This is a genomic window from Clostridium sp., from assembly GCF_036660475.1.
In the GTDB taxonomy this organism is placed as follows: Bacteria; Bacillota; Clostridia; order Clostridiales; family Clostridiaceae; genus Clostridium_J.
On sequence record NZ_JAVXAO010000001.1, the window covers coordinates 281638 to 303727 of the forward strand.

At 30.4% G+C, this 22090-nt stretch carries 17 protein-coding genes; all 17 read right to left on the bottom strand.

Annotated features, from left to right (window positions below):
- Positions 1–34: 34 nt before the first annotated feature.
- The 17 genes from RSA29_RS01200 to ebgA all read right to left on the bottom strand — a co-directional run bounded on the left by RSA29_RS01200 (position 35) and on the right by ebgA (position 22025).
- Positions 35–2104 carry an ATP-binding cassette domain-containing protein gene (locus RSA29_RS01200; RefSeq protein WP_346941732.1) on the bottom strand — a complete coding sequence of 690 codons (2070 nt, stop codon included), beginning with the start codon at positions 2102–2104 and terminating at the stop codon, positions 35–37.
- 12 nt (positions 2105–2116) lie between these two features.
- Positions 2117–4201 (bottom strand): ATP-binding cassette domain-containing protein, encoded by a 2085-nt coding sequence (locus RSA29_RS01205; RefSeq protein WP_346941731.1) that lies wholly within the window; start codon positions 4199–4201, stop codon positions 2117–2119.
- A 243-nt stretch (positions 4202–4444) separates the two neighbouring features.
- Complete coding sequence (locus tag RSA29_RS01210; RefSeq protein WP_346941730.1) at positions 4445–5605, bottom strand: iron-containing alcohol dehydrogenase; 1161 nt, start codon at positions 5603–5605, stop codon at positions 4445–4447.
- A gap of 187 nt (positions 5606–5792) precedes the next feature.
- Positions 5793–6158, bottom strand: coding sequence for a MerR family transcriptional regulator (locus RSA29_RS01215; RefSeq protein WP_346941729.1), 366 nt, complete (start codon positions 6156–6158; stop codon positions 5793–5795).
- Positions 6159–6214: 56 nt separating this feature from the next.
- On the bottom strand, positions 6215–6673 hold the full coding sequence (locus RSA29_RS01220; protein WP_346941728.1) for a helix-turn-helix transcriptional regulator: 459 nt from the start codon (positions 6671–6673) through the stop codon (positions 6215–6217).
- An 80-nt stretch (positions 6674–6753) separates the two neighbouring features.
- On the bottom strand, positions 6754–7398 hold the full coding sequence (locus RSA29_RS01225; protein WP_346941727.1) for a hypothetical protein: 645 nt from the start codon (positions 7396–7398) through the stop codon (positions 6754–6756).
- A gap of 163 nt (positions 7399–7561) precedes the next feature.
- Entirely contained in the window at positions 7562–8611 is a 1050-nt protein-coding gene (locus RSA29_RS01230) for a MerR family transcriptional regulator (protein ID WP_346941726.1), read from the bottom strand.
- Between the two features lie 151 nt (positions 8612–8762).
- The gene (locus RSA29_RS01235; RefSeq protein ID WP_346933546.1) at positions 8763–8885 is read right to left on the bottom strand and encodes a hypothetical protein; all 123 of its coding nucleotides are present in this window, start codon (positions 8883–8885) and stop codon (positions 8763–8765) included.
- A 34-nt stretch (positions 8886–8919) separates the two neighbouring features.
- A complete protein-coding gene (locus RSA29_RS01240) occupies positions 8920–9711 on the bottom strand; it encodes a histidinol-phosphatase HisJ family protein (protein WP_346941725.1) in 792 nt (263 codons plus the stop codon).
- A gap of 192 nt (positions 9712–9903) precedes the next feature.
- Positions 9904–11793: a beta-galactosidase family protein gene (locus RSA29_RS01245; protein WP_346941724.1), complete on the bottom strand. Its 1890-nt coding sequence runs from the start codon at positions 11791–11793 to the stop codon at positions 9904–9906.
- A 91-nt stretch (positions 11794–11884) separates the two neighbouring features.
- A complete protein-coding gene (locus RSA29_RS01250; RefSeq protein WP_346941723.1) occupies positions 11885–13597 on the bottom strand; it encodes a methyl-accepting chemotaxis protein in 1713 nt (570 codons plus the stop codon).
- 282 nt (positions 13598–13879) lie between these two features.
- Positions 13880–14929 (bottom strand): ABC transporter substrate-binding protein, encoded by a 1050-nt coding sequence (locus tag RSA29_RS01255; RefSeq protein ID WP_346941722.1) that lies wholly within the window; start codon positions 14927–14929, stop codon positions 13880–13882.
- Between the two features lie 5 nt (positions 14930–14934).
- Complete coding sequence (locus RSA29_RS01260) at positions 14935–15717, bottom strand: ABC transporter permease (RefSeq protein WP_346941721.1); 783 nt, start codon at positions 15715–15717, stop codon at positions 14935–14937.
- Entirely contained in the window at positions 15714–16544 is an 831-nt protein-coding gene (locus RSA29_RS01265; protein ID WP_346941720.1) for an ABC transporter permease, read from the bottom strand. Before RSA29_RS01265 ends, RSA29_RS01260 begins: the two co-directional genes overlap by 4 nt.
- A gap of 1 nt (position 16545) precedes the next feature.
- On the bottom strand, positions 16546–17595 hold the full coding sequence (gene potA, locus RSA29_RS01270; RefSeq protein ID WP_346941958.1) for a spermidine/putrescine ABC transporter ATP-binding protein: 1050 nt from the start codon (positions 17593–17595) through the stop codon (positions 16546–16548).
- Positions 17596–17713: 118 nt separating this feature from the next.
- Positions 17714–18253 (bottom strand): XRE family transcriptional regulator, encoded by a 540-nt coding sequence (locus RSA29_RS01275; protein WP_346933553.1) that lies wholly within the window; start codon positions 18251–18253, stop codon positions 17714–17716.
- 682 nt (positions 18254–18935) lie between these two features.
- Positions 18936–22025: a beta-galactosidase subunit alpha gene (gene ebgA, locus RSA29_RS01280; RefSeq protein ID WP_346941719.1), complete on the bottom strand. Its 3090-nt coding sequence runs from the start codon at positions 22023–22025 to the stop codon at positions 18936–18938.
- Positions 22026–22090 lie beyond the last annotated feature (65 nt).

The following is a 22090-nucleotide window of genomic DNA, read 5'->3' on the forward strand; positions in this document are numbered from 1 at the left end:
ATGAACCTTTACTTTTTTATACTATATATTAAAATTATCTTCTTCTTAATGCATCTATTGGATCCATTTTAGAAGCTCTTAGTGATGGATAAAGACCTGATATCATACTTAATGCAACACAGAACAATAATATAAAGCCTCCATCTTGAAGTGGTAATTTTGCCACTTCCATATATGGAGCATTATTTGCAAAAGTTTGTAGAAAACTATAAACTAAATTATTTATTACTTTAGACACTCCTACTGCAATTCCTATTCCTATAAATGCTGATAGTATCCCTATAATAAATGATTCTGATACAAATATATTCATTATATCCCTTTTTCTAGCACCTATAGCTCTTAATATACCTATTTCATTGGTTCTTTCAAGTACAGATATATATATAACTATTGATATCATCAAGGCTGCAACTACAATAGACACTCCAGCAAAACCTATAAGTCCCATTCTAACTTGCTTCATTGTGGTATCAATTTGACCAGTTATAGTTTTCCCTGTCATTTCAAATTGGTATATCTCTTGAGTTGAGTTTAATTTTGCAATATCTGCTTCTATAGTTTCTGCATTTTTCCCATAAAGCACCATAGAAGCAGATTCTATTTTATTCTTATTTATATTAAAGTACTTTTCATAGTAATTAATATTCCATTCACTTTCTGTATAATATGTGTTCATTAAAGTAGTTGTATTTGCGATTCCAACTATTTTCCATGGTAGTACTGTAACCACCGGCTTTACATCGGGTTTCATCATCATATCAGCATGACTTGGCGTCTTAACAAATGAAACATAGATAGTCTTCCCAATTAAACTTCCTAATTCCTCATCACTTTTAACTATGTTTTTAGCTGTAGATAAGGAAATAACCATTTCATCTAAGGACCCCTCTGAAGGTAATGTTCCATATTGTATGTCACTCTTTACATCTTCGATTGACCCTGCTGACATCATATCTATCATTCTATCTATAGTAGTTGGATCCGATAACTTTTCAAAGAAGTTTTCCTCTTCTAATAATTCTTTCTCTAAAGAGTAGAAAGCTGCCATTGGTATATCTTCTCCCTGAACTGGAAAGTAGTAAGAATAAAAACTATTGTCTAAAGAGTTTATTTTTCCTATATCTTCATATTTTAAATTCTTATATTGACTTGGATTTTTCTCTAAATTTTCTCTAAACCCAACCATAACTGAATTTGTCGGAAAAATTCCATTTACCTGGGTATTTACTGATTCTGTAGTCCCTGACGTAATTGCTATAGCTAGCGCAATACCACCTATTCCAATTGAAGTCCCAATAGCAGTTGCTAAAGTACGCCATTTCTTAAGCCAAGCGCTTCTTAAGGATAACTTAAATGCCTTTCCTATAGACATCTTAGATTTTGTTTCTTTCTTTTTCAGTACATTGCTCGAAGATTTTACCGAACTAGAATTTTCCTCAATAGAAATAATTTTTCCATCTTCCATATTTATAATAATATCCGCATACTTTTCTGCCAACTCCGGTGCATGAGTTACCATTAATATAAGTCTATCCTTAGATATATCCTTAAGTAAATCCATAACTTGTTCGCCAGTTTTAACATCTAATGCCCCTGTTGGCTCATCGGCTAAAATAATTTCAGGATTATTTGCTAAGGCTCTAGCAATGGCAACTCTTTGACGTTGTCCTCCTGATAATAAATTCACTTTTTTCTTCATTTGGTCTAAAAGACCAACTCCCTTCAATAATTCTCTTGCCCTCTTATCCTTCTCAACCTTTGATTGCCCAGATAAATCTAATGCAAGCTGAACATTTTGGATAGATGTTTGAGAATTTAGAAGATTAAACTGCTGAAATATAAATCCTATAGTATTTTTACGATAACTATCTAAATCCTTGCTCTTTGCCTCTCTTAATGATTTTTCATTTACAACCACTTCACCTTTAAAATCACTATCCAAAGCCCCTAAAATATTCATAAGTGTAGTTTTACCACACCCAGAAGGGCCTACAATTGCTACTAATTTTCCATTTGGTAATTCAAAAGATACATCATCAAGGGCAGCAATTTCATGCTCACCAATTTTATAAGTCTTTTTTAAATTTTTAACCTTTAACATCTGCTTCCCCTCCTATTCATCACGTAATGCATCAACAACTTGAATTTTTGTTGCTCTCTTAGATGGCACATATCCTGCCATAATTGCTACAAGAACACTTATTACTATTAACCCAATTATTGTTGCAAAAGGGAATTTAACATTTGTAAATGGAATTCCTGACAGAGGAATATTTATAAGTTTTTCTGCATCCACCTTTAATACATCTTCTATAAATTTATTAGCTAAAGGCTGTATTAAGAACGCTACTACTATCCCTGTTACTCCAGCAAAGAATCCAATCAAAGCAGATTCTGCTTTAAATACACGAGAAACATCTTTATTTCTTGCTCCTACTGCCTTTAATATTCCAATTTCTTTTTTACGTTCAAGAACACTTGAAAACACTACAATTCCTATTAAAATAGATGAAACAACTAAAGCTACAGAAACAAAAACAATCATAACTGCCTGAGCTAAATTTATTAACATCTTCAAAGCTTCCTTTACCATAACTACTTGTGAAGAAGCCTTAAATCCTTTTTCTGCTGGATCTCTTCTCTCGCCAATACCACCATTTTCTTTAGCATTTATCCAGTCTAGTACAGTTTCATTATGTTTAACTTCATCTACCACAACTTCTGCATTAATAACTCTATTTTCTTTTCCTATAAAATAGCCTTCATCCCTTAACCAATTATAAACTGGTTCATAGGAATAATAAACAGCCCCAGAATTTAAAGCAATTTCATTAGCAATTCCAACAATGGTAAACTCTTTCGTATAGGTTCTAACCACAGTTTCATCACCAGTTAATGGATTAACGGCTTTTTCTTCAACACTCACCTTAATAGGTTTATCAATAGCCGATTTATAATCCGCTTCTGCATCCATACCAAGTTTTTTCACAATTTGCTTTGCCATATCTTTATTTACTAATAATTCAAAAGAATCATCCTTTGGTAACCTACCTTCTATAGCATGTTCTATATTTGCTAAATAATTTTCTCCTGCCAAAGAATTAAACGTTATTTTTTCTATTTTCTCACCATTTACTTCATAAATGGTATTAGATGTAATATCTAATGCCTCACGAATATCTACCACATTATTATTTTCATTAATTTTATCAAAAGCTTCTATTGTCTTTGGATATTCCTTAGCTTGAACTTCTTGATCTCTAAAGGACATTCCAACTTGTATTACATTTGCACTGACAAAGGAATTAGTTTGTCTATCTATATAATCATTAGCCCCATTCCCAAGTCCAACAACTAGTAAAATACCACCAATACCTATTGACCCCGCAATAGTTGTAATTGCAATCCGCCCTATTTTTTGTTTAATATTTCTTAAAGACAACTTTAAAGAATCTTTTAAAGACATACTTCCATTTTTCTTCTTTAATTCTGATTTCAACTGATTTTTATCAGCTTCAATTAAAATCTCATCTTTCATAATTTCTCCATCAAGGATTGATATAACTCTACTTGAATATTCATAAGCTAAAGGTCCATTATGAGTAACCATCAAAATCAGCTTATCTTTAGCTATCTCCTTAAGTAAATTCATTATTTGTATTCCGGTTTTCTTATCTAAAGCACCTGTTGGTTCATCTGCCAAAATAATATCCGGATCATTTGCAAGGGCACGAGCTATAGCAACTCTCTGCTTTTGACCGCCTGATAACTCTCCTGGTTTATGATTCATATGCTTTGATAATCCAACCTTCTCTAAAAGCATCTTTGCTCTTTCTATACGCTCCTTCTTTGATAATCCAATTAAATTCATAACCATTTCAATATTTTCTAAAGCCGTTAAATGCTCAATTAAATTGAAAGATTGAAAAACAAATCCAATATTATTTTTTCTATATAAATCCCAGTCTTTTGATTTATATTTTCCAGTTGATTTACCCTCAACAATTAGATTTCCCTCTGTAGGCTTATCCAACCCCGCAATAATATTTAATAAAGTAGATTTACCACAGCCAGATGGTCCAAGAATTGAAATAAATTCACCTTTATCAAACCCTAATGTTACTCCCTTAAGAGCATCAAACTTAACCTTATTTTCAACCACATATTCTTTTCTAATATTTTCTAATTTTAATAACATAAAGGCTCCCTTCCTAATTCATACAAATCAAATTCATGTAACTTATCTATTTGATTTAAATTATACATCTTTACATTATACATCATTGACCAAGGTATTCCATTATATCCTTAAAATTTATACAATAATATTTTCACTTATATCAAATAGTTTATCTAAATACTAAATATAGTAAAGAGCTATCTTAAATTTAAAGATAACTCTTTTGCCTGCTCATTATAATTACATTGTTTCATTTTCCTCCTACATTGCACCTTCAAGAATCTTACGGCTTATATCTAATGTAAGGTTTCCTGTTTCTGATAATCCTGTCATCCCATGCTTTTCTAATGAATTAATAACATCTTCTATTTTATCTGCTGTTACACCATAATCAGATAAATGGGTTTTAACCCCTAAACTTTCGAAGAATTCACGAGTTTTATTTATAGCTAACTCTATGCGTTCTTCCTCAGTTCCTTCTGTTATATTCCATACACGCTGACCATACTGTAGTAACTTAGCATACTTTTCTACTTTTCTAACATTCCAAATAGAAGGTTGTAAAACAGCGAGGGTTTTAGCATGATCAATTCCAAATAATAATGTTAATTCATGACCTATCATGTGAGTGGTCCAGTCTTGTGGAACTCCAGCACCAATTAAACCATTTAAGCCCATTGTTGCACACCAAACAAGATTTGCTCTAGCATCATAGTTTGTTGGTTCATCAATAGTCTTTCTACCTACCTCTATTAATGTTTGTAAGATACCTTCTGCTGCTCTATCTTGAAATCTTCCTTCAGCTGGGAATGTTACATATTGCTCAACTGTATGGATAAAAGTATCAATAATTCCATTTGCAACTTGTGTTTCTGGTAAAGTATATGTTAACTGTGGATCCATTATTGAGAACTTCGGAAATGCTTTATTACTAAAAATCGCAAGTTTTCCAAGCCTTGAAGTAATCACTCCACCATTATTCATTTCTGAACCCGTTGCTGGTAATGTTACAACTGTACCAATTGGTAATCCCTTGGCTACGGATTCTGGTACAAGTCCATAACTAAATAAATCCTCAGCATTTTCACCTTCATATGTAGATGCTAATGAAACAAATTTAGTTCCATCCATTACTGAACCACCACCTACAGCAAGTAGGAAATCAACTTTTTCCTTTTTTACAACCTGAACTGCTTTCATTAAAGTATCATACTTTGGATTTGGCTCAATTCCACCAAACTCAATCACTTCACGTTGTCCTAGTTCTTCCTTTACTTTATCTAAAGTACCAAACTTTTTAACGCTTCCTCCACCGTAAAGTACAAGAACCTTTGCACCCTTTGGTACAAGATTATCAAGTTGTGCTAAAGTATCTTTCCCAAATACTATTTCTGTTGGATTATAAAAATTGAAATTAATCATAATTAAATTACCTCCTAAAGTTATCATCTAAATTTTATATTAATTGTAGTTTACACCTTAGAGTTAACTCTAAGTCAATAAGATTAATGAAATTTATCTTATGCTACCCACTATAACACCCATATCTTCGTAAGTTGTAGATAATATCTGTCACACCTATATAACTATCTATATTATTAGATTAACTTTAACAGTTATCTTGCTTTCCATTATACCAATCTATTTTTTTATCAATCTTATTAGAACATAATCTAAGTTGATCCATCTGTTCCTCTAATTTTTTCTTATGATTTTTCAAAATTTCTTTTCTTTCTGGAATTGTATGTTCCCCCTCTAAACTTAATTCTACAATACGATGAATTTCACTTATAGACATCCCCGTATCTTTTAAACATTTAATTAACTCTATCCAAAGAATATCAGAATCTCTATAAACTCTAATACCACTTTCATTTCTTTCTATATTTGGTAATAACCCTTCTTTTTCATAATATCGTAATGTATAATTACTTAACCCAACACTCTCTGCTGCTTTACTAATTGTATACTCCACCCTAACACCTCACTTGCTATCAAAATACTATCTTTTAAATAATACTCAGCTTACAATTACTTTTTGATAGCTTTTAAAATATAAGTAAGTCCAAAACCCATAAACGCACCTACTGTTCCTAACATGAAATTTTCCGTAAATAACCCAATTGCTGTTCCAATCATAAAACATCCGAAAATTATATTTCCATCTTTATCTTCTTCTTCATCATCTTCATCTTCTTTTTCTTCAACCTCTATATCTTCATTCTCTCCTGATACAGCTTCTTTGCCATTGTTTTTTTCCTCATTATTATAACTAACTTCTATATTTTTATTCTTTACTAATTCATCTAAACTTATATTGAATAAATCGCTCAATGTTATTAGTTTATCTAACTCCGGATATGTTTGTCCAGATTCCCATTTAGATACGGCTTGACGAGATACATTTAATAATCCTGCTAATTGTTCTTGTGACAGCCCCTTATCTTTTCTAATTTTTTGTAGCTTTTCTCCAAAATTCACTATTATCACCTCACATAAATTATATATATACCTTTGTAAATACACTACCACCTACAGTTTGCATCTTTGTCAACTAGTAGTTGCAATGGCTATTTCACTCTATCCCTCAAGAATTTTTCAGCTTTTTTATCTTGAATAATTATTTTTCTACTGTCTGTAAGGATTATTGTAAATCCTTCATTTGTTTCATTAGAATATAGTATTTCTCCTGTAGAGAATATAAAATTGTCTATAATAATGCCCTCTGCATAAGAACCAACTCTTCTTCCAAAAATATTAGTCCCTGTTACATTGCTTGCATACAGTATGAAAATAGTTTGATCCTTTAATTTATGGTACTCTACCTTTGGACCATAAAGTCTATCAATAAAAATCAATATAATTGCTATAAAAAAACATATTCCTATTGGTGACCCATACCTTATACCTTTACTATACACCCCTATGACAAAGTAAATTTCTATGAAACATATAATTACCATGGTTATTATTTCAATAATTATTTTAAATTTAGGGTTTATTCCTAAAAAGTTAAGTTTATGCAATTTCAACTTTTCTATTTCAGCATTTATATTTTTAATAGTTGCATTTACAATATATTTATTTAAAATAATAACTCCGCATATAATAATTATTTTAAATAATAAATTATACTTTGAAAATAACACTGTAATTATTGTAATTGCTAACCCCATAATCCAACTCATGTATTTATTAAATTTCTCAGATAACATATTAATCCCTCCTCTATGCTATAGAATAACATTTTCAATTCTAAATTGTACATTTTTAATTAGAATATATCTTTATAAAAATTAAAGATAGACTTTAAATAAGCCTATCTTTTAAACAACAATTTCAAATATATTTTTATCATTTATTAAATATAAAAACATATTACCTTACCTTTATTATATAATTAAATCTATCTACTTTTCTATATTCTAGGCTCTTATTATATTTTTCAAATTCACTTTCTAGAAAATCAATATGTGAATAATACTCATCTTCTATTTCTGCTATTTGGTCTTCCGATAACCCTTTAAACGTATTTTTTTCATCCTCTATATCCTTAAACATTAAGTCGCCTATAATTAGGCTGCCATCATCCTTTAATACTCTAAGCATTTCTTCAATTGCTATAGATTTTTCATTTTTATTTAAGTGATGAAAAGCATAGGTTGAAATAATTACATCGAAACATTTGTTATCATAGGGTATTTTTAAAAACTCACCTAATCTAACCTTTAATTTAGGATATTTCTTTTTTGCCACTGTTAACATTTCTCTAGACTGATCTATTCCAACTATATTGCAATTATCATTTAAAAATTTACTTGCTAAATTACCAGTACCTATACCTATTTCTAATATATTGGGGTTGTTTACACTTAAATTGCTAGCTAAATCATATACACTTTGTAATATTTGATTATAATTTTCATATATTTTTAGTTCCCCTTTATCTTCTATAACTGCCTTATCATAAGTCTTTGCCCAATTATTAAAATCCCATCTATCTTTCCAATTGCTTTTAATATTATATAATTCATTGCTACTATTTATTATATTTAATGCTTCATTATCTATTTTATATTCTGCTGTTTCTTCATAAAGCTTATCAATTACATTTTCCAAGGATTTTCTTATAATGCTTAACCTATGAATTTCATTATTAACAAGTTCCCATTGATTATTAAAATGTGTTAAGCAATTCTCCTTTTCACTGTTATCTAATATATTCTTAATGTCATTGATAGCTAATCCTATTGATCTGTATATTAGTATGGACTGCAATCTAATTATGTCCTTGTCATTAAAATTTCTATATTCATTATCCACTCCCCTTAAAGGTGATAATAACCCTTTTTTCTCATAAAATCTGATTTTATTAGTAGTTATGTTGAACATTTTAGCAGCCTCACTTATCGTATAATTCTTTCCCATTGATTCATCCCCTTAATAATAGTTTTCTTAATATTATTGTAAACTTTAGTCTAGGGTTAAAGTCAATAAAAAAACTATAAAGATGAGTTAATCTTTATAGTTAATACCTTATAATGCTTTTTAATAACATTACAAATTTAAATACTTATTTCTATATTTCAAAAAATGCTTTTGAGTAGGTTGCTGTACCACTTACTCCATTTATCCCATCCGCTGTAAGTGCTAGAGCCATAAAACAATCTTCTTGTACTTCTTCATATATTTTAATATCCATTATTTCCGCTCTCCTCTTTACCTAATTCTAAATCTTAAATTATCTTATTCCCAATTGGCTCTCTATTTTTAAATGTAAATACATATTTAAATCCAAATCCCTCTAGAACTCTCAAAGCAGCTTTACAATATTCACCTACATCCTCAGTCTTATGTGCATCAGATCCAATGGTTATTATTTCACCACCTAAGGATTTGTATAGTTTTATTATTTTCAAGGAATTTTTCCTATTGTCATCCTTATTTCTGAACACCGAGGTATTTATCTCTATGCCCTTACCTCTCCCTATAATTTCTTTAAGTATTTCCTCAATAATATCCATATTATACTTAAAATCATATGCCCCTAAATCTTTATATGCATATCTATTCAATAAATCTAGGTGTGCTGCTATATCAAAATCACTATTTTTGACCATTTCATAAACATCATTAAAATATAATTCATAGGCTTCTTTAAAATTATAATTCTTAATTAAATCTTTAAGTCCCAGGTTGTTAATATTATGTACTGATCCAAGAATCACATCCAACTCTATGTCCTTTAATGATTCCTCATATCCTTCCCTCATAATATGAGGCTCGCAAATCTCTATACCCTTGTAAATATTTAGTTTGCCCGAAAATTTTTCTTTTGCACCTTGTATATCCTGTTGAAACCTACCAAAGTCCACGTAGCCAAAAGTTTTTCTTATGTCATTTACACAAAAATGTTCTGTAAAAGCAATATGTTCTATACCCTTCTCTATTGCCGAAATACACATATTTTCTATGGTCTCCTTTGAATCGAAGGAATTGTTTGAATGTGCATGAAAATCTTGTATCATAATTTTATCCTCACTTTTAAATCTTATATCATAATTATAACAAAGGTTTCTTTGGTATACAAAAAAGCCATAGTTTTGCCTATGACTTTTCTCTTGCTATTCCCTACACATTGCAACTAGCTAATTTTCCTCTTATGCACAATTTCAAAATTATATTATATTTCTACAGTGAATACCCTATACTTCTTAATACTACTTAAACTTAGGTTCTCCAACAAGTTCAATTACTGTATCACTACATCCATGCTGTTCAAATACTATTATTTCATTCTCTCCAACCTTTAATAATGGATATGGAAGGTATAATCTTAGTTGTGGTCCATCTTGCCAGTACCTACCTAAGTTAAATCCATTTATAAATATGATTCCCTTATTGAAATTGTCTAAACTTATAAACGTATCTCCAATATCCTCCTGAGATTCTATATTAAAGTTACCTCGATAGAATCTTGGTTCACTACTAATTTTACTTTCTTCTAAAACTTCTATTTTCATCTGTTCTTCTGCCTTCTCGAAGAAATTTAATTGTTCCATGCAATTATTATTTTTGTCAATTGAACATGATTCTTTCACATTATTCTTCTTAAATTTAAGTCCTGATAAATCCTTCATATCCAGGTTCCACACATCTACCCCAAATAGGAATTGACCTTGAATTCTTATTCCTTCTGTAATTCCTTTGAAATCCTTTATATATGGACCATAATTTATTCTTCCCATGTTTTCCACAAGGATATCTAATTTAATCCCATCTTTAGGTATTTGTAAAATTAACTTTGAATTTTCCACTTTTAACTTATCCGATTTCAGCTTAATTTCTCTGTTTCTATATTGTACCGCCACTTCTTCACCATCTATAAATATCTGTGCTCTATCATGAACATCTTGAATCGTAAGTGGTAAATCTCCCATTGGTCCATCTATTTTTTTAGAATATAATATATATCCATAGTCTTGATCATAGACTTCCATATTCTCCACTTGAGTATTTATTATCGGTGTAGCTAACCCCTCTAAACTCTCAAACAATCCACAACTATCATTTAATTTTATTGTTCCATATGCTTTTTTTGTGGATTCTTTTGGAATACCTGTGGTTATTTTCCCCTCAGAACTCTCAATTACCTCTCGCACTTTAAGATATTTATCTGTTATATCTCCGGCTTCTGTAAGTAGTGAATCATAATCATAACTTGTTGTTGTTGGCATATATTTATCTGTAAAATTAGCACCATTCATGAATCCAAAGTTTGTGCCACCATGAAACATATAGAAATTTACACTAACATCTCTATCTAACATTTCCTTTAGTATTTTTACTATTTCTTCACCATCTCTTCTATGATGAATATCTTGCCAATGATCAAACCACCCTATCCACCACTCCATACACATAAGTGGCATATCCTTTTGATGCTTTTCCAACATATCAAAGGATTCCTTAGGTCTAGATCCAAAGTTTGCTGTTTTATAAACGCCTTCTAAAGTTCCACCCTTCAACATAAAATCTGTAGGGCCATCAGATGTAAATAGCATAATATCTACGCCTCTATTAACTAATCCATCTCTAATATGTTTAAGATAGTCTTTATCATCCCCGTAACTACCATATTCATTCTCCACCTGAACTGCTATAATTGGTCCACCATTAGTGCATAAATATGGAATCAATATTGGAATCAATTCGTCAAACCAACTATCTACATGTTTTAAATATTCCTTTGAATTACACCTTAGTTTAATATTTTTATCCTTTAATAACCATGATGGAAATCCACCGAACTCCCACTCTGCACATATATATGGACCTGGTCTCACTATAACCATTAATCCTATTTCATCCGCTATTTTTATGAATTCTTCTAGATCAAAATAACTACTAAATACAAACTCACCTTTTTTAGGCTCATGTAAATTCCAAGCTACGTAAGTCTCCACGGTGTTAAATCCACATGCTTTTAATTTTAATAGTCTGTCCATGTATTGTTCTTTAAACATCCTAAAGTAATGGATTGCTCCACTTATAATTTTTACTTCATTTTCACCTTTTAAAAATTTGTTCCCCTGAATTTTAAATTGCATATATATCCCCACTTCTTATGTAACTTAGCACACAACTTCTATCCACAATATCCCTATTATAAAACAAACACTACCGCTTAAAATCTAATGGTTAAATCTTGAACTTACCCACCATTTCAGTAAGCTTTAGTGCAAGTTCTGCCTGTTCTTCAGCCGTCTTTGTAACTTGTTCCATCGCTTGTGATGATTCATTTATACCTTCATTTATTTCATTAGTTCCATTTGATGCATCCTGAGCCATTTGAGTCATGTTTTGCACCGCCATTGTTACCTCATTTATTGTAGCATTTATTTCCTCCGTCATCGTAGCTATCTCTTCTGACATACTACTTACAAAATTTGAATCATCATTATATTGAGTACCAACACCACTAAAATAGTCAAATTGTTTAATTACATTTTCGTCCATAAACTTAAGTATATCTCTGCTATTGTTAGATAAGTTCCCAAAAGCACTTTGAACTTTCTCGATCGTAGTCTTTACATTTCCTACTGCTACTGTAGACTGCTCTGCAAGTTTTCTTACTTCTTCCGCTACAACCGCAAACCCTCTTCCTTGTTCTCCTGCCCTTGCTGCTTCTATAGCTGCATTTAGAGCAAGTAAATTTGTTTGTGCTGCTATACTCGCTATAGTATCTGCCATGATTTTTATATCCTCTACAATCTCACCATCTTTAATAGCTTTTAATATTTCACTTTCATGTTCTAAATAAACAGCTTCAATTTCACTTATAGCTAATTCACTTTTTTCCTTTACTTCTATGGCTCTTTCTCTTATATTAACTGCGCTAGCGCTTCCCTCAGTAGCTTTTTCCGTAAGAATATTTATACTTGAATTTACTTCTTCTACAGATGCTGATATTTCTTCTGATGTTGCAGTACTTTCTTGGATACCAGCGTTTATCTCTTGTGTTGATGCATTGATAGTTTCAAATTTTGCGCTCATTTCTTCCATGGTTGCTGACAGTTCCTCACTTGAAGCACTCATATCTTCAGCGCTAATCGTAATATTTGTAATTAGATTTTTCATATTTACTACTGCCGCATTCAAAGCTCCTGCTAGAAGTCCAATTTCATCTTTAGAATCTACCTGAATTACTTCGATTAAATTTCCATGTTCAAGCTCCTGAGCTAAGCAAAGTATTTTATTAAGACGTTTTGTAATTCCTCTTGATACAATTATCCCTATGATTATAGCTAATGAAAATATTATTATAGAACTAAAAAATATCATAGCTTTCGAAGCACTAAATGTGCTTTTAGCAGATTTAATAGCTTCCTTTGCCAAATTATCACTTAATTCTATTAGTTTGTTTAACCCAACGTCCATATGCTCTTTCTCTTTTTTTATCTCATTAAGTTTAATTGATATATCGCCTTTATCTCCTGATAATACTACTTCGCTGTAACCGTCTCTAGCATTTCTATATTCCTTTAATTCACTTTGAAACTCATCAAATAATTGTCTATCCTCTTCTCTTTCAATCGTCGTTTTATATATTTCTATAAGTCTATTATTTTCTGAAGTAAGATCCTCAATGTTTTTCATCAAATTTTCTACTTGAAGTTTATCCTCTATATAAGCCATTAATTGTGTGTCAGAATATGACTTTAATAAGTTAGCATCTATAGTTCCTAGAGTACTTATACCAATTACATTATCCATATATAATTCCTCAGATACATTATAAAGTTTTTTTGCATTCCTCATGCCAATAAAACCTACTACTATTATAAATGTTGAAATTAACAAATAGCTTAAAATTAACTTTTTAGATATTTTCATATTGTTAAATAAACCCATTATTCCCCATCCTTCTCTCTTTAATATTCTTGTTCACTAATTATACTATATACATTTTTTATATTTATCACAATAAGATTACCATTAGATTGTAATAAATATTTACATAAAGGTATATTTTATTACAATTTTTATTATATTTTCCACAGTTAAATCATTTTTATTTAGAAAAACCACCATAAACTTCAACGTTTATGGTGGTCTTTTATGCCTTATAATTATTCTTAATTTAATTAAGAGCAATCCATAACTTTCATTAAGTCTTAAAATAATTCAAAGATACTATTTAGATTTTATCTGGATCCATCTATCATCATATAATTTAATCTTATCTCCAAGATCTTTAAATGATTCACACTTAGAAAGAATAGCTTTGTCCGGATATGCAACTGGATTATTTTGCACTTCCTCATCTAATAATTCAAGAGCAGCTTTATTAGGTGTAGAATACCCTATATATTCTATATTAGTAACTGCATTTTCAGGATCTAACATGAAATTAATAAATAGTTCTGCTTCTTTTTTATTTTCAGCATCACTTGGTATACACATTCCATCTACCCATTTATTTGTACCAGTCTTTGGTATTGCATACGCTAAATTTTCATTTTGTTCCATAAGTGTAACTGCATCTCCAGAATAAATTATTCCCATAGCTGCCTCTTCACCTAAAAGTCTATCCTTACCTTCATCATTAACATAGGCAAGTACTAAAGGTCTTTGATCAATTAATAGCTGTTTTGCTTCATCAAGTTCTTTTTCATTTACACTGTTTTGAGAATATCCTAATTTCATTAGTGCAATTCCCATAGTATCTCTAACTGAATCAAACATCAGTATCTCATCTTTGTATTTTTCATCCCACAATATATCCCAGCTATCTACATTTTCAGTAACTATGGTTTTATTATAAAGGATTCCAAAAGTCCCCCAAAAATATGGAACACTATATTCATCATTTGAATCGTATGATGGTTTCTTAAAGCTTTCATCTATATTCTTGTAATTTGGAATGTTGTTGAAATCTATTTTCTGAATTAAGTTCTCATTTTTCATCTTCTCAATCATATAATCCGATGGAACCACCAAATCATATTTTGATCCGCCACTTTTTACTTTTTGATACATAATCTCATTTGTATCATACTTTTCATATATTACTTTTATACCTGTCTCATCTTCAAATTTCTTAAGTAAACTCTCATCTATATAATCACCAACATTATATATGTTTAAAACCTCATTTGAAGGTTTTGATCCACATGCTGTAAGCATTGTTGTCATTAAAATTCCTGTACATGCTATGGCTATAACTTTTTTAATTCTTTTCATCTATCTTATTCCCCTCTCACTATTGATTGCTTCTTATTAGATAATAGTAATAACACTAAAACTGTTACAAACATTAAAGTTGTAAGTGCATTAATCTCTGGTTTAATCCCTCTTTTTGCCATTGAATAGACTTCAATAGATAAGTTTGTTACACCATTACCAGTTGTAAAGAAACTTATAATAAAGTCATCTATAGACATAGTAAATGCTATTAAAAAACCTGAAATTATACCTGGTTTTATCTGTGGAAGTATGACATTTCTAAGAGTATACATAGGTTTAGCCCCTAAATCCATAGCTGCTTCTTCAATATTTGCTGGAAGTTGCTTTAACTTAGGCAACACTGATAACACTACGTAAGGTATATTAAAGGTTATATGTGCTAGTAACATAGTTAAAAGGCCTAATTTCATTTTAAAGAATATAAAAAGTATCATAAGTCCTATACCTGTTACTATATCAGGGTTTAACACTGGTAAATAATTTATATTAAGAAGTAACGCCTTCTTTCTACCTCTCATTTTGCTTATTCCGATGGCACTAATTGTTCCAATAATTGTAGCTATAAGCGATGAAATAATTGCTACTACCAATGTAGTTATTAGTGCAGAAATTATTCTGTCGTTATGAAATAATTCCTGATACCACTTAAATGTGAAGCCTTCCCATTTTGCCATGGACTTAGAATCATTAAATGAAAATAATGCTAAAGCAAAGATAGGTGCATATAAAAATATAAATATTAAAATTAAATAAATATTAGAAAAAACTTTTCTAATTTTTATCATATTAAGCCACCCCCTTTTTCATCTTTATCAGAGAATTTTGAGGTAAGTCCCATAGATATCAATATTAATATCATCATAAGTATAGATACTGCAGAACCAAAGTTCCAATCTCCTACCGTTGTAAATTGTTGCTCAATTAAGTTACCAATTAACATATACTTACCACCACCTAGTAGTTGTGAAATTACGAAAGTGGATACAGCTGGCATAAACACCATTGTTATACCTGATATAACCCCTGGTAAGCTAAGTGGAAAAACAACCTTTGTAAAAGCTTTTACCTTACCTGCGCCCAAGTCATAAGCTGCATTTATTAAATCTTGATCCATCTTCAATAAAGATGTGTATATCGGTAAAACCATAAATGGAAGAAAATTATATACCATTCCAAGCAATACTGCTGTATTTGTGTATAGTATATCTACCCCATTAAGACCTATCATTGAAAATAAGTTATTTAAGAGTCCATTTTTTCCAAGTATTGCAAGCCATGCATAAGTTCTAAGTAAAAAATTCATCCACATTGGAAGAATAAATAACATAATAAGTATCCCTCTTCTATGACTTGGCATTTTTGATATTATATATGCAATTGGATATCCAAGTAGTAAACATATAACCGTTGACTGTAAAGCTAAGTTTATAGATCTAAAAAATACTTTGATGTATACAGGATCCATAAGTCTCTGAAAATTAGCTAGGGAAAATTTAATACTCCCACCTGTATTCTCAGTGAAACTAAAAAATATAATTAAAAGAAGTGGCACAACTATAAATAAGGAACTCCATATTACATAAGGATAAGCTAAATATGATTTTCTCTTCATTTTATTCTTCTCCTGATTTTGTCATAATATGAATATCTTCCGGATATATATCCATCCCTATTTCTGTACCTATTGCAAAGTTCTTAGTATTATGTAGAATAAATGTCATACTATCCTCTTCTACTTCTAATTCATAGTGAACTCCCTTAAATACAGATGATTTAACTGTTCCTTTTAAGTTTCCTTCTTCTTTACCTACAATTTTTATATCTTCTGGCCTTATTACTACATCTATGTTCTCATTTTTTGCAAATCCTTTGTCCACACATTTAAATAAATGGTTACAGAACTCAACTTTAAAATCTTCATGCATTATTCCTGTGGTAATATTACTTTCTCCAATAAATCTTGCCACAAATCTATTCATAGGTTCGTTATATATATCTTCCGGTGTTCCCATTTGTTGAATTACACCCCTATTCATCACAACAACTGTATCTGACATAGTTAACGCTTCTTCTTGATCATGGGTAACAAATATGAAAGTTATCCCTAATTGTTTTTGTATTCTTTTAAGTTCTATTTGCATTTCTTTTCTTAATTTCAGATCCAATGCTCCTAATGGTTCATCTAACAATAATACCTTTGGCTCATTTACTATAGCTCTGGCTATAGCTATCCTTTGTTGCTGTCCTCCACTTAGTGAATCTGTTTTTCTTTTTTCAAAGCCCTGAAGATCAACAAGTTTTAGAACATCCATAACTTTTTTATCTATTTCTACTTTAGACATCTTTTTAATTTTAAGTCCAAACGCTATATTTTCATAAACATTCATATGAGGAAACAATGCATATTTTTGAAACACTGTATTAATCTGTCTTTCATAAGGTGGCACATTATTTATTTTTTTATCTTCAAATGTAATTTCACCATCATCGCAAGTTTCAAATCCTGCAATAATTTTCAAGGTAGTAGTTTTACCACAACCACTAGGCCCAAGTAAAGTTACAAATTCATTTTTCTTAATATCTAAACTAATATTATCTAATACCTTATGTTCATCAAAAGTCTTTGATATATTTTTAATTTCAATTATATTATCAATCAAAATAAACACCTCTTCTCCAAAATGGTAATATTGTTATACTTCACAATGGATTCTCTCCACAGCTTACTACAACTTACTATATAAAATCATCCTATAATATAAACTAAACTCAATTCAGCATCTAAAATGATGGCGGAGTACTTACCCATATTACAGTAGCTTCTGTTTTCCCTGCATTTGAAATATAGTGATTAGCTTTTGGTTTAAAATAAAAACTTTCACCTTTACGTATCTTATGAACAGCATCACCCAAATGAAGGTTTATGATTCCATAAAGTACAAGTCCAAATTCTTCACCTTCGTGTGGTTCTTCCTCTTTATATCTTCCCGAAGGTTCTAAAATTAGCATTATAGGCTCCATTTCATTTTTTTGAGCATCTGGAACCAGCCACTTTAATTTATATTTTAATTCTTCATCTTCAGTTTCAAACATATCATCATCTGTGAATTTAACTCTCTCATTCACCTTGTCACTAAAAAACTCATTTATATTCGTCCCCAATATCTGTAATATATCCATTAGTGTTGCAATGGACGGGGATGTAAGATCATTTTCAATTTGCGAAATAAACCCCTTAGATAACTCACATCTATTTGCAAGTTCCTCCTGAGTTAATTGCTTTTCAATTCTAAGTCTTTTAATCTTCTCACCAATTTGCACAATCACACCTCCAACTTGTGTATTATATCTAAACTGTATGTTTACATTTACTAAACAAACAATACTATTTTATATTTTTTGCATAAATAAATCAATAGATTTTTTAAATTTTATCATATTTAACTTATATTTTTTTATTAGATAACCTTTGGTTTTTACTCATATTATAATATCTATGTTTATATTAATAGTTTTTATGTTTAGTAATACTAAATTTTTTCATTTCTTAGATGTTTTTTATTAAAATTTTAAATTTTAATTATAATCACGAAATGCTTACCTATCCATTTATAAATCACCTAAATTTTCATTATTATTTTTCAATTCACACAATCGTCTATTTTAATGTAAAATAATGTAATAACTAACATTTTCCACATATTTGTCCACAGTTTAATCAACAGGTGGTGGATAACATTTCACTTATCCACCACTATTCTGAATATTTCACAAATTTTATCCACAGTTTGCATTGTTCTGCTATTATCATGTTCCAACTTTATATTTTATCACTATTATTACGAGTTTATAAATTTATTTGACTCATGTTTTTTAATTTTTCTACATAAATCTATTCCCATTTATATAAGCAAATAAAAAATAGGCAATTAGAATTCTTCCGAAGACTAATTACCTATTTAAAATTATTATATTAGAACTCTCTAAACCATAATCATAATTATTATATTATGGTCTCCTTGCTAAGCGCCACTGCTGATATTTCCTTATTGCTATATAAAGATATCTTCATACTCATTATAAATGGCTCAAACTTGCACTTATATTTTTCTAGCTGGCTCTGTCCACAGGAATTAGTTCCAAGACCATTTTGTTTATAGTCTAGATTTAATACAATGTAGTCCCTTTTATTTAGTTCTACCGTATGCTTCGCCTTCTCTAAATCCTTAGCTTCATAATACATAGCGCTAAAATTTAATCTTTCATCAGAAACCGCCATAATACCTATGCCCCTATCATTAGTTAATGTTGTCCATTTTGTATCTGTTCTATTTCCATTTTCTTGTGGAGTTACATAGTTTGTAAACAATCCATCTACAGTATTTTTATACACTCCAATATTATTACACTGCTTAGAATCTTCATAGCTTTCTCCTGGCCCTCTTCCATACCACTGAGTATTAAAGAAGTCCTTATTAATATCTAATTTTACTCCTATCCTCGGTAACATCTTTGGAGCATTTTCAATCTTACCACTAGGAATTCCACTAACCTTAAATAATATATCTCCTGATGCATATATTTTATATTCATATTTTGACTTATAGTACCAAGCGGAATTAGTTGTGCCATTTACTGTTGATACCTTAACTTTCACATAATTATCTTTCACTTCATAGTTAAACTCTTCTACTACTTGATGCCATAGATGTGCAAAATATTTTTTATAGTAATCCTCTAATAAATACATATCATTATCAATTGGAGCTCTCCAGAAATTAAGAATTGGTCCATGGTTAATAACTCTAATTCCATTCTTTGTTCCTTCAATGATTTCTCCTTTTACCTTATCGAATATTATTTCAAAGGATTCACCCATAATTACTAATTTATAACCTTCTTCAACTACATTTAAATAGCCTTCTTTTTTCACATAACGTTCTTCTCTTGTTACAGGAATCATAAATTGTGCTGCAGCTACCTCATGACCTGTTTGTGCCCAATTATTATCCTTATTTAGTCTATATGATAAATTCATATAATAATCAGTTGCTGCCTGAACATTAAAATTCTTATTATAGTTTACAGTGACTTCCTTGCTACTTCTTGCAGGAATATCTTCTAATGAAACCTTACCACTTTCAATTACTTTATTATCTTTTACAATAGAGTAAATTAAATCGAAGGAGTCTAAATTGCAGAAATCTTGCCTATTCACTATTTTTATTACACCATTTTTAATATCAACAGCTTCTGTGTTTACTGGTTCTATAATCTTCTTATACTCCAAAAGGCCTGGTGATGGGGTTCTATCTGGCATTAACAATCCATCGATGCAAAAATTTCCATTGGTAGGGTCATCGCCGTAGTCTCCTCCATATTTATAATACCCTTCCCCTATCTCATTAACCGTATATATTCCATGGTCAAACCATTCCCAAACAAATCCGCCTTGAAGCTTATCATGTTTATAAAATAATTCTTGATACTCTTTTAAATTTCCTGGTCCATTTCCCATAGCATGGCAATATTCACATAATATATGTGGATGATTTTTCTCATTAATTATCTTATCCATAAGCAGTCGTTTAGGATCTTCATGCTCTATCCAAGTATACATAGTAGAATATACATCTGCATATTCCATATCGCTATCACCTTCATAATGCACAAGTCTTGTATCATCAAGTTCTTTGCACCTCTTTGCCATAGCCTTAAAGTTTCTTCCTGTAGAAGATTCATTTCCAAGTGACCACATTATAATACATGGATGATTTTTATCTCTCTCAATCATCCTTTCTAATCTACTTACATATGCAAGTTCCCAAGCTTCATCATTGCTTATCATGTCATACTCGCCTGTAAGTTCAAAACCATGACATTCTAAATCTGTTTCATCAATTACATACATACCATATTCATCACATAAATCATAAAGCCATGGAGAATTTGGGTAGTGAGCCGTTCTTATAGCATTAATATTATATTGCTTCATAAGAATTATATCAGCTTCTATTTCTTCTTTTGCAACAACCCTTCCGTTTAACGGATTATAATCATGTCTGTTTACACCCTTAAATTTTATTGCCACTCCATTAACCGTAAATATTTCACCCTTAAGTTCAACTTTTCTAAATCCAACCTTATGGGGAATAACTTGTACAACTTCATTGTTTAACTTAAGCGTAACAAGTAAAGTATATAAATCTGGAGTTTCAGCCGTCCATTTTAGAGGGTTCTTTATATCTGCTTCTATAATGTGTTCATTACCACACACTTCTTCAGATTTTTCTAGCACAAGCTTTCCATTTTCATCTATCAATTCATAGGTTAAAGTAAATCTTGACAATTCACTATCCCCTTGTAACCTCATTTTAGTTTTTACTATTAATCTTCCATCCTTATAATTTTCATCTAAATCTGTAACTACAGTTATATCTTCAATGCCTTCCTTAGGCTCCATATAAACTTCTACATCTCTAAAAATTCCACTAAGCCACCACATATCCTGATCTTCTAAATAAGTTCCATCACTCCATTGGTAAACCCTTACTGTACATTGATTTTCTCCCGGTCTTAATGCCTTTGTTATATCAAATTCAGCTTGTAACCTAGCTCCTTTACTATATCCAATTTCCTCTCCATTAATCCAAAGATTAAATGCAGAATCAACTCCATTGAACCTTAAAATCACTCTTTCTTTTAACCATTCTTCACCTATGTAAAAATTTCTTTTATATATTCCAGTAGGATTTTCTGTTGGTACATAAGGTGGATTAATCGGGAAGTTATACCACACATCTGAGTAGTGCATTTTCCCATACCCTTGAAGTTGCCAATTCCCAGGCACAACTATATTATTCCACTTGTCCACATTGTAATTTTCATCTGAAAAATTCTCTGGTGAATATTCTGGCGCATCTAAAAACAAAAATTTCCATTGTCCATTAAGTGATTTAAATCCATGCGTATATGCGCTTTCATTTAATAGTGCACCCTCTCTAGTATTAAAACTAAAGAAATATCCCCTGCCTATTAGCCTATTAATATTATCTACCTTAATATCTTCCCATAACTTTACCCTTCTATCCATAACCCACTCTCCTATATTCATTATTACACTGATATATTTATTTTATTTTACAGTATTAAATTTTA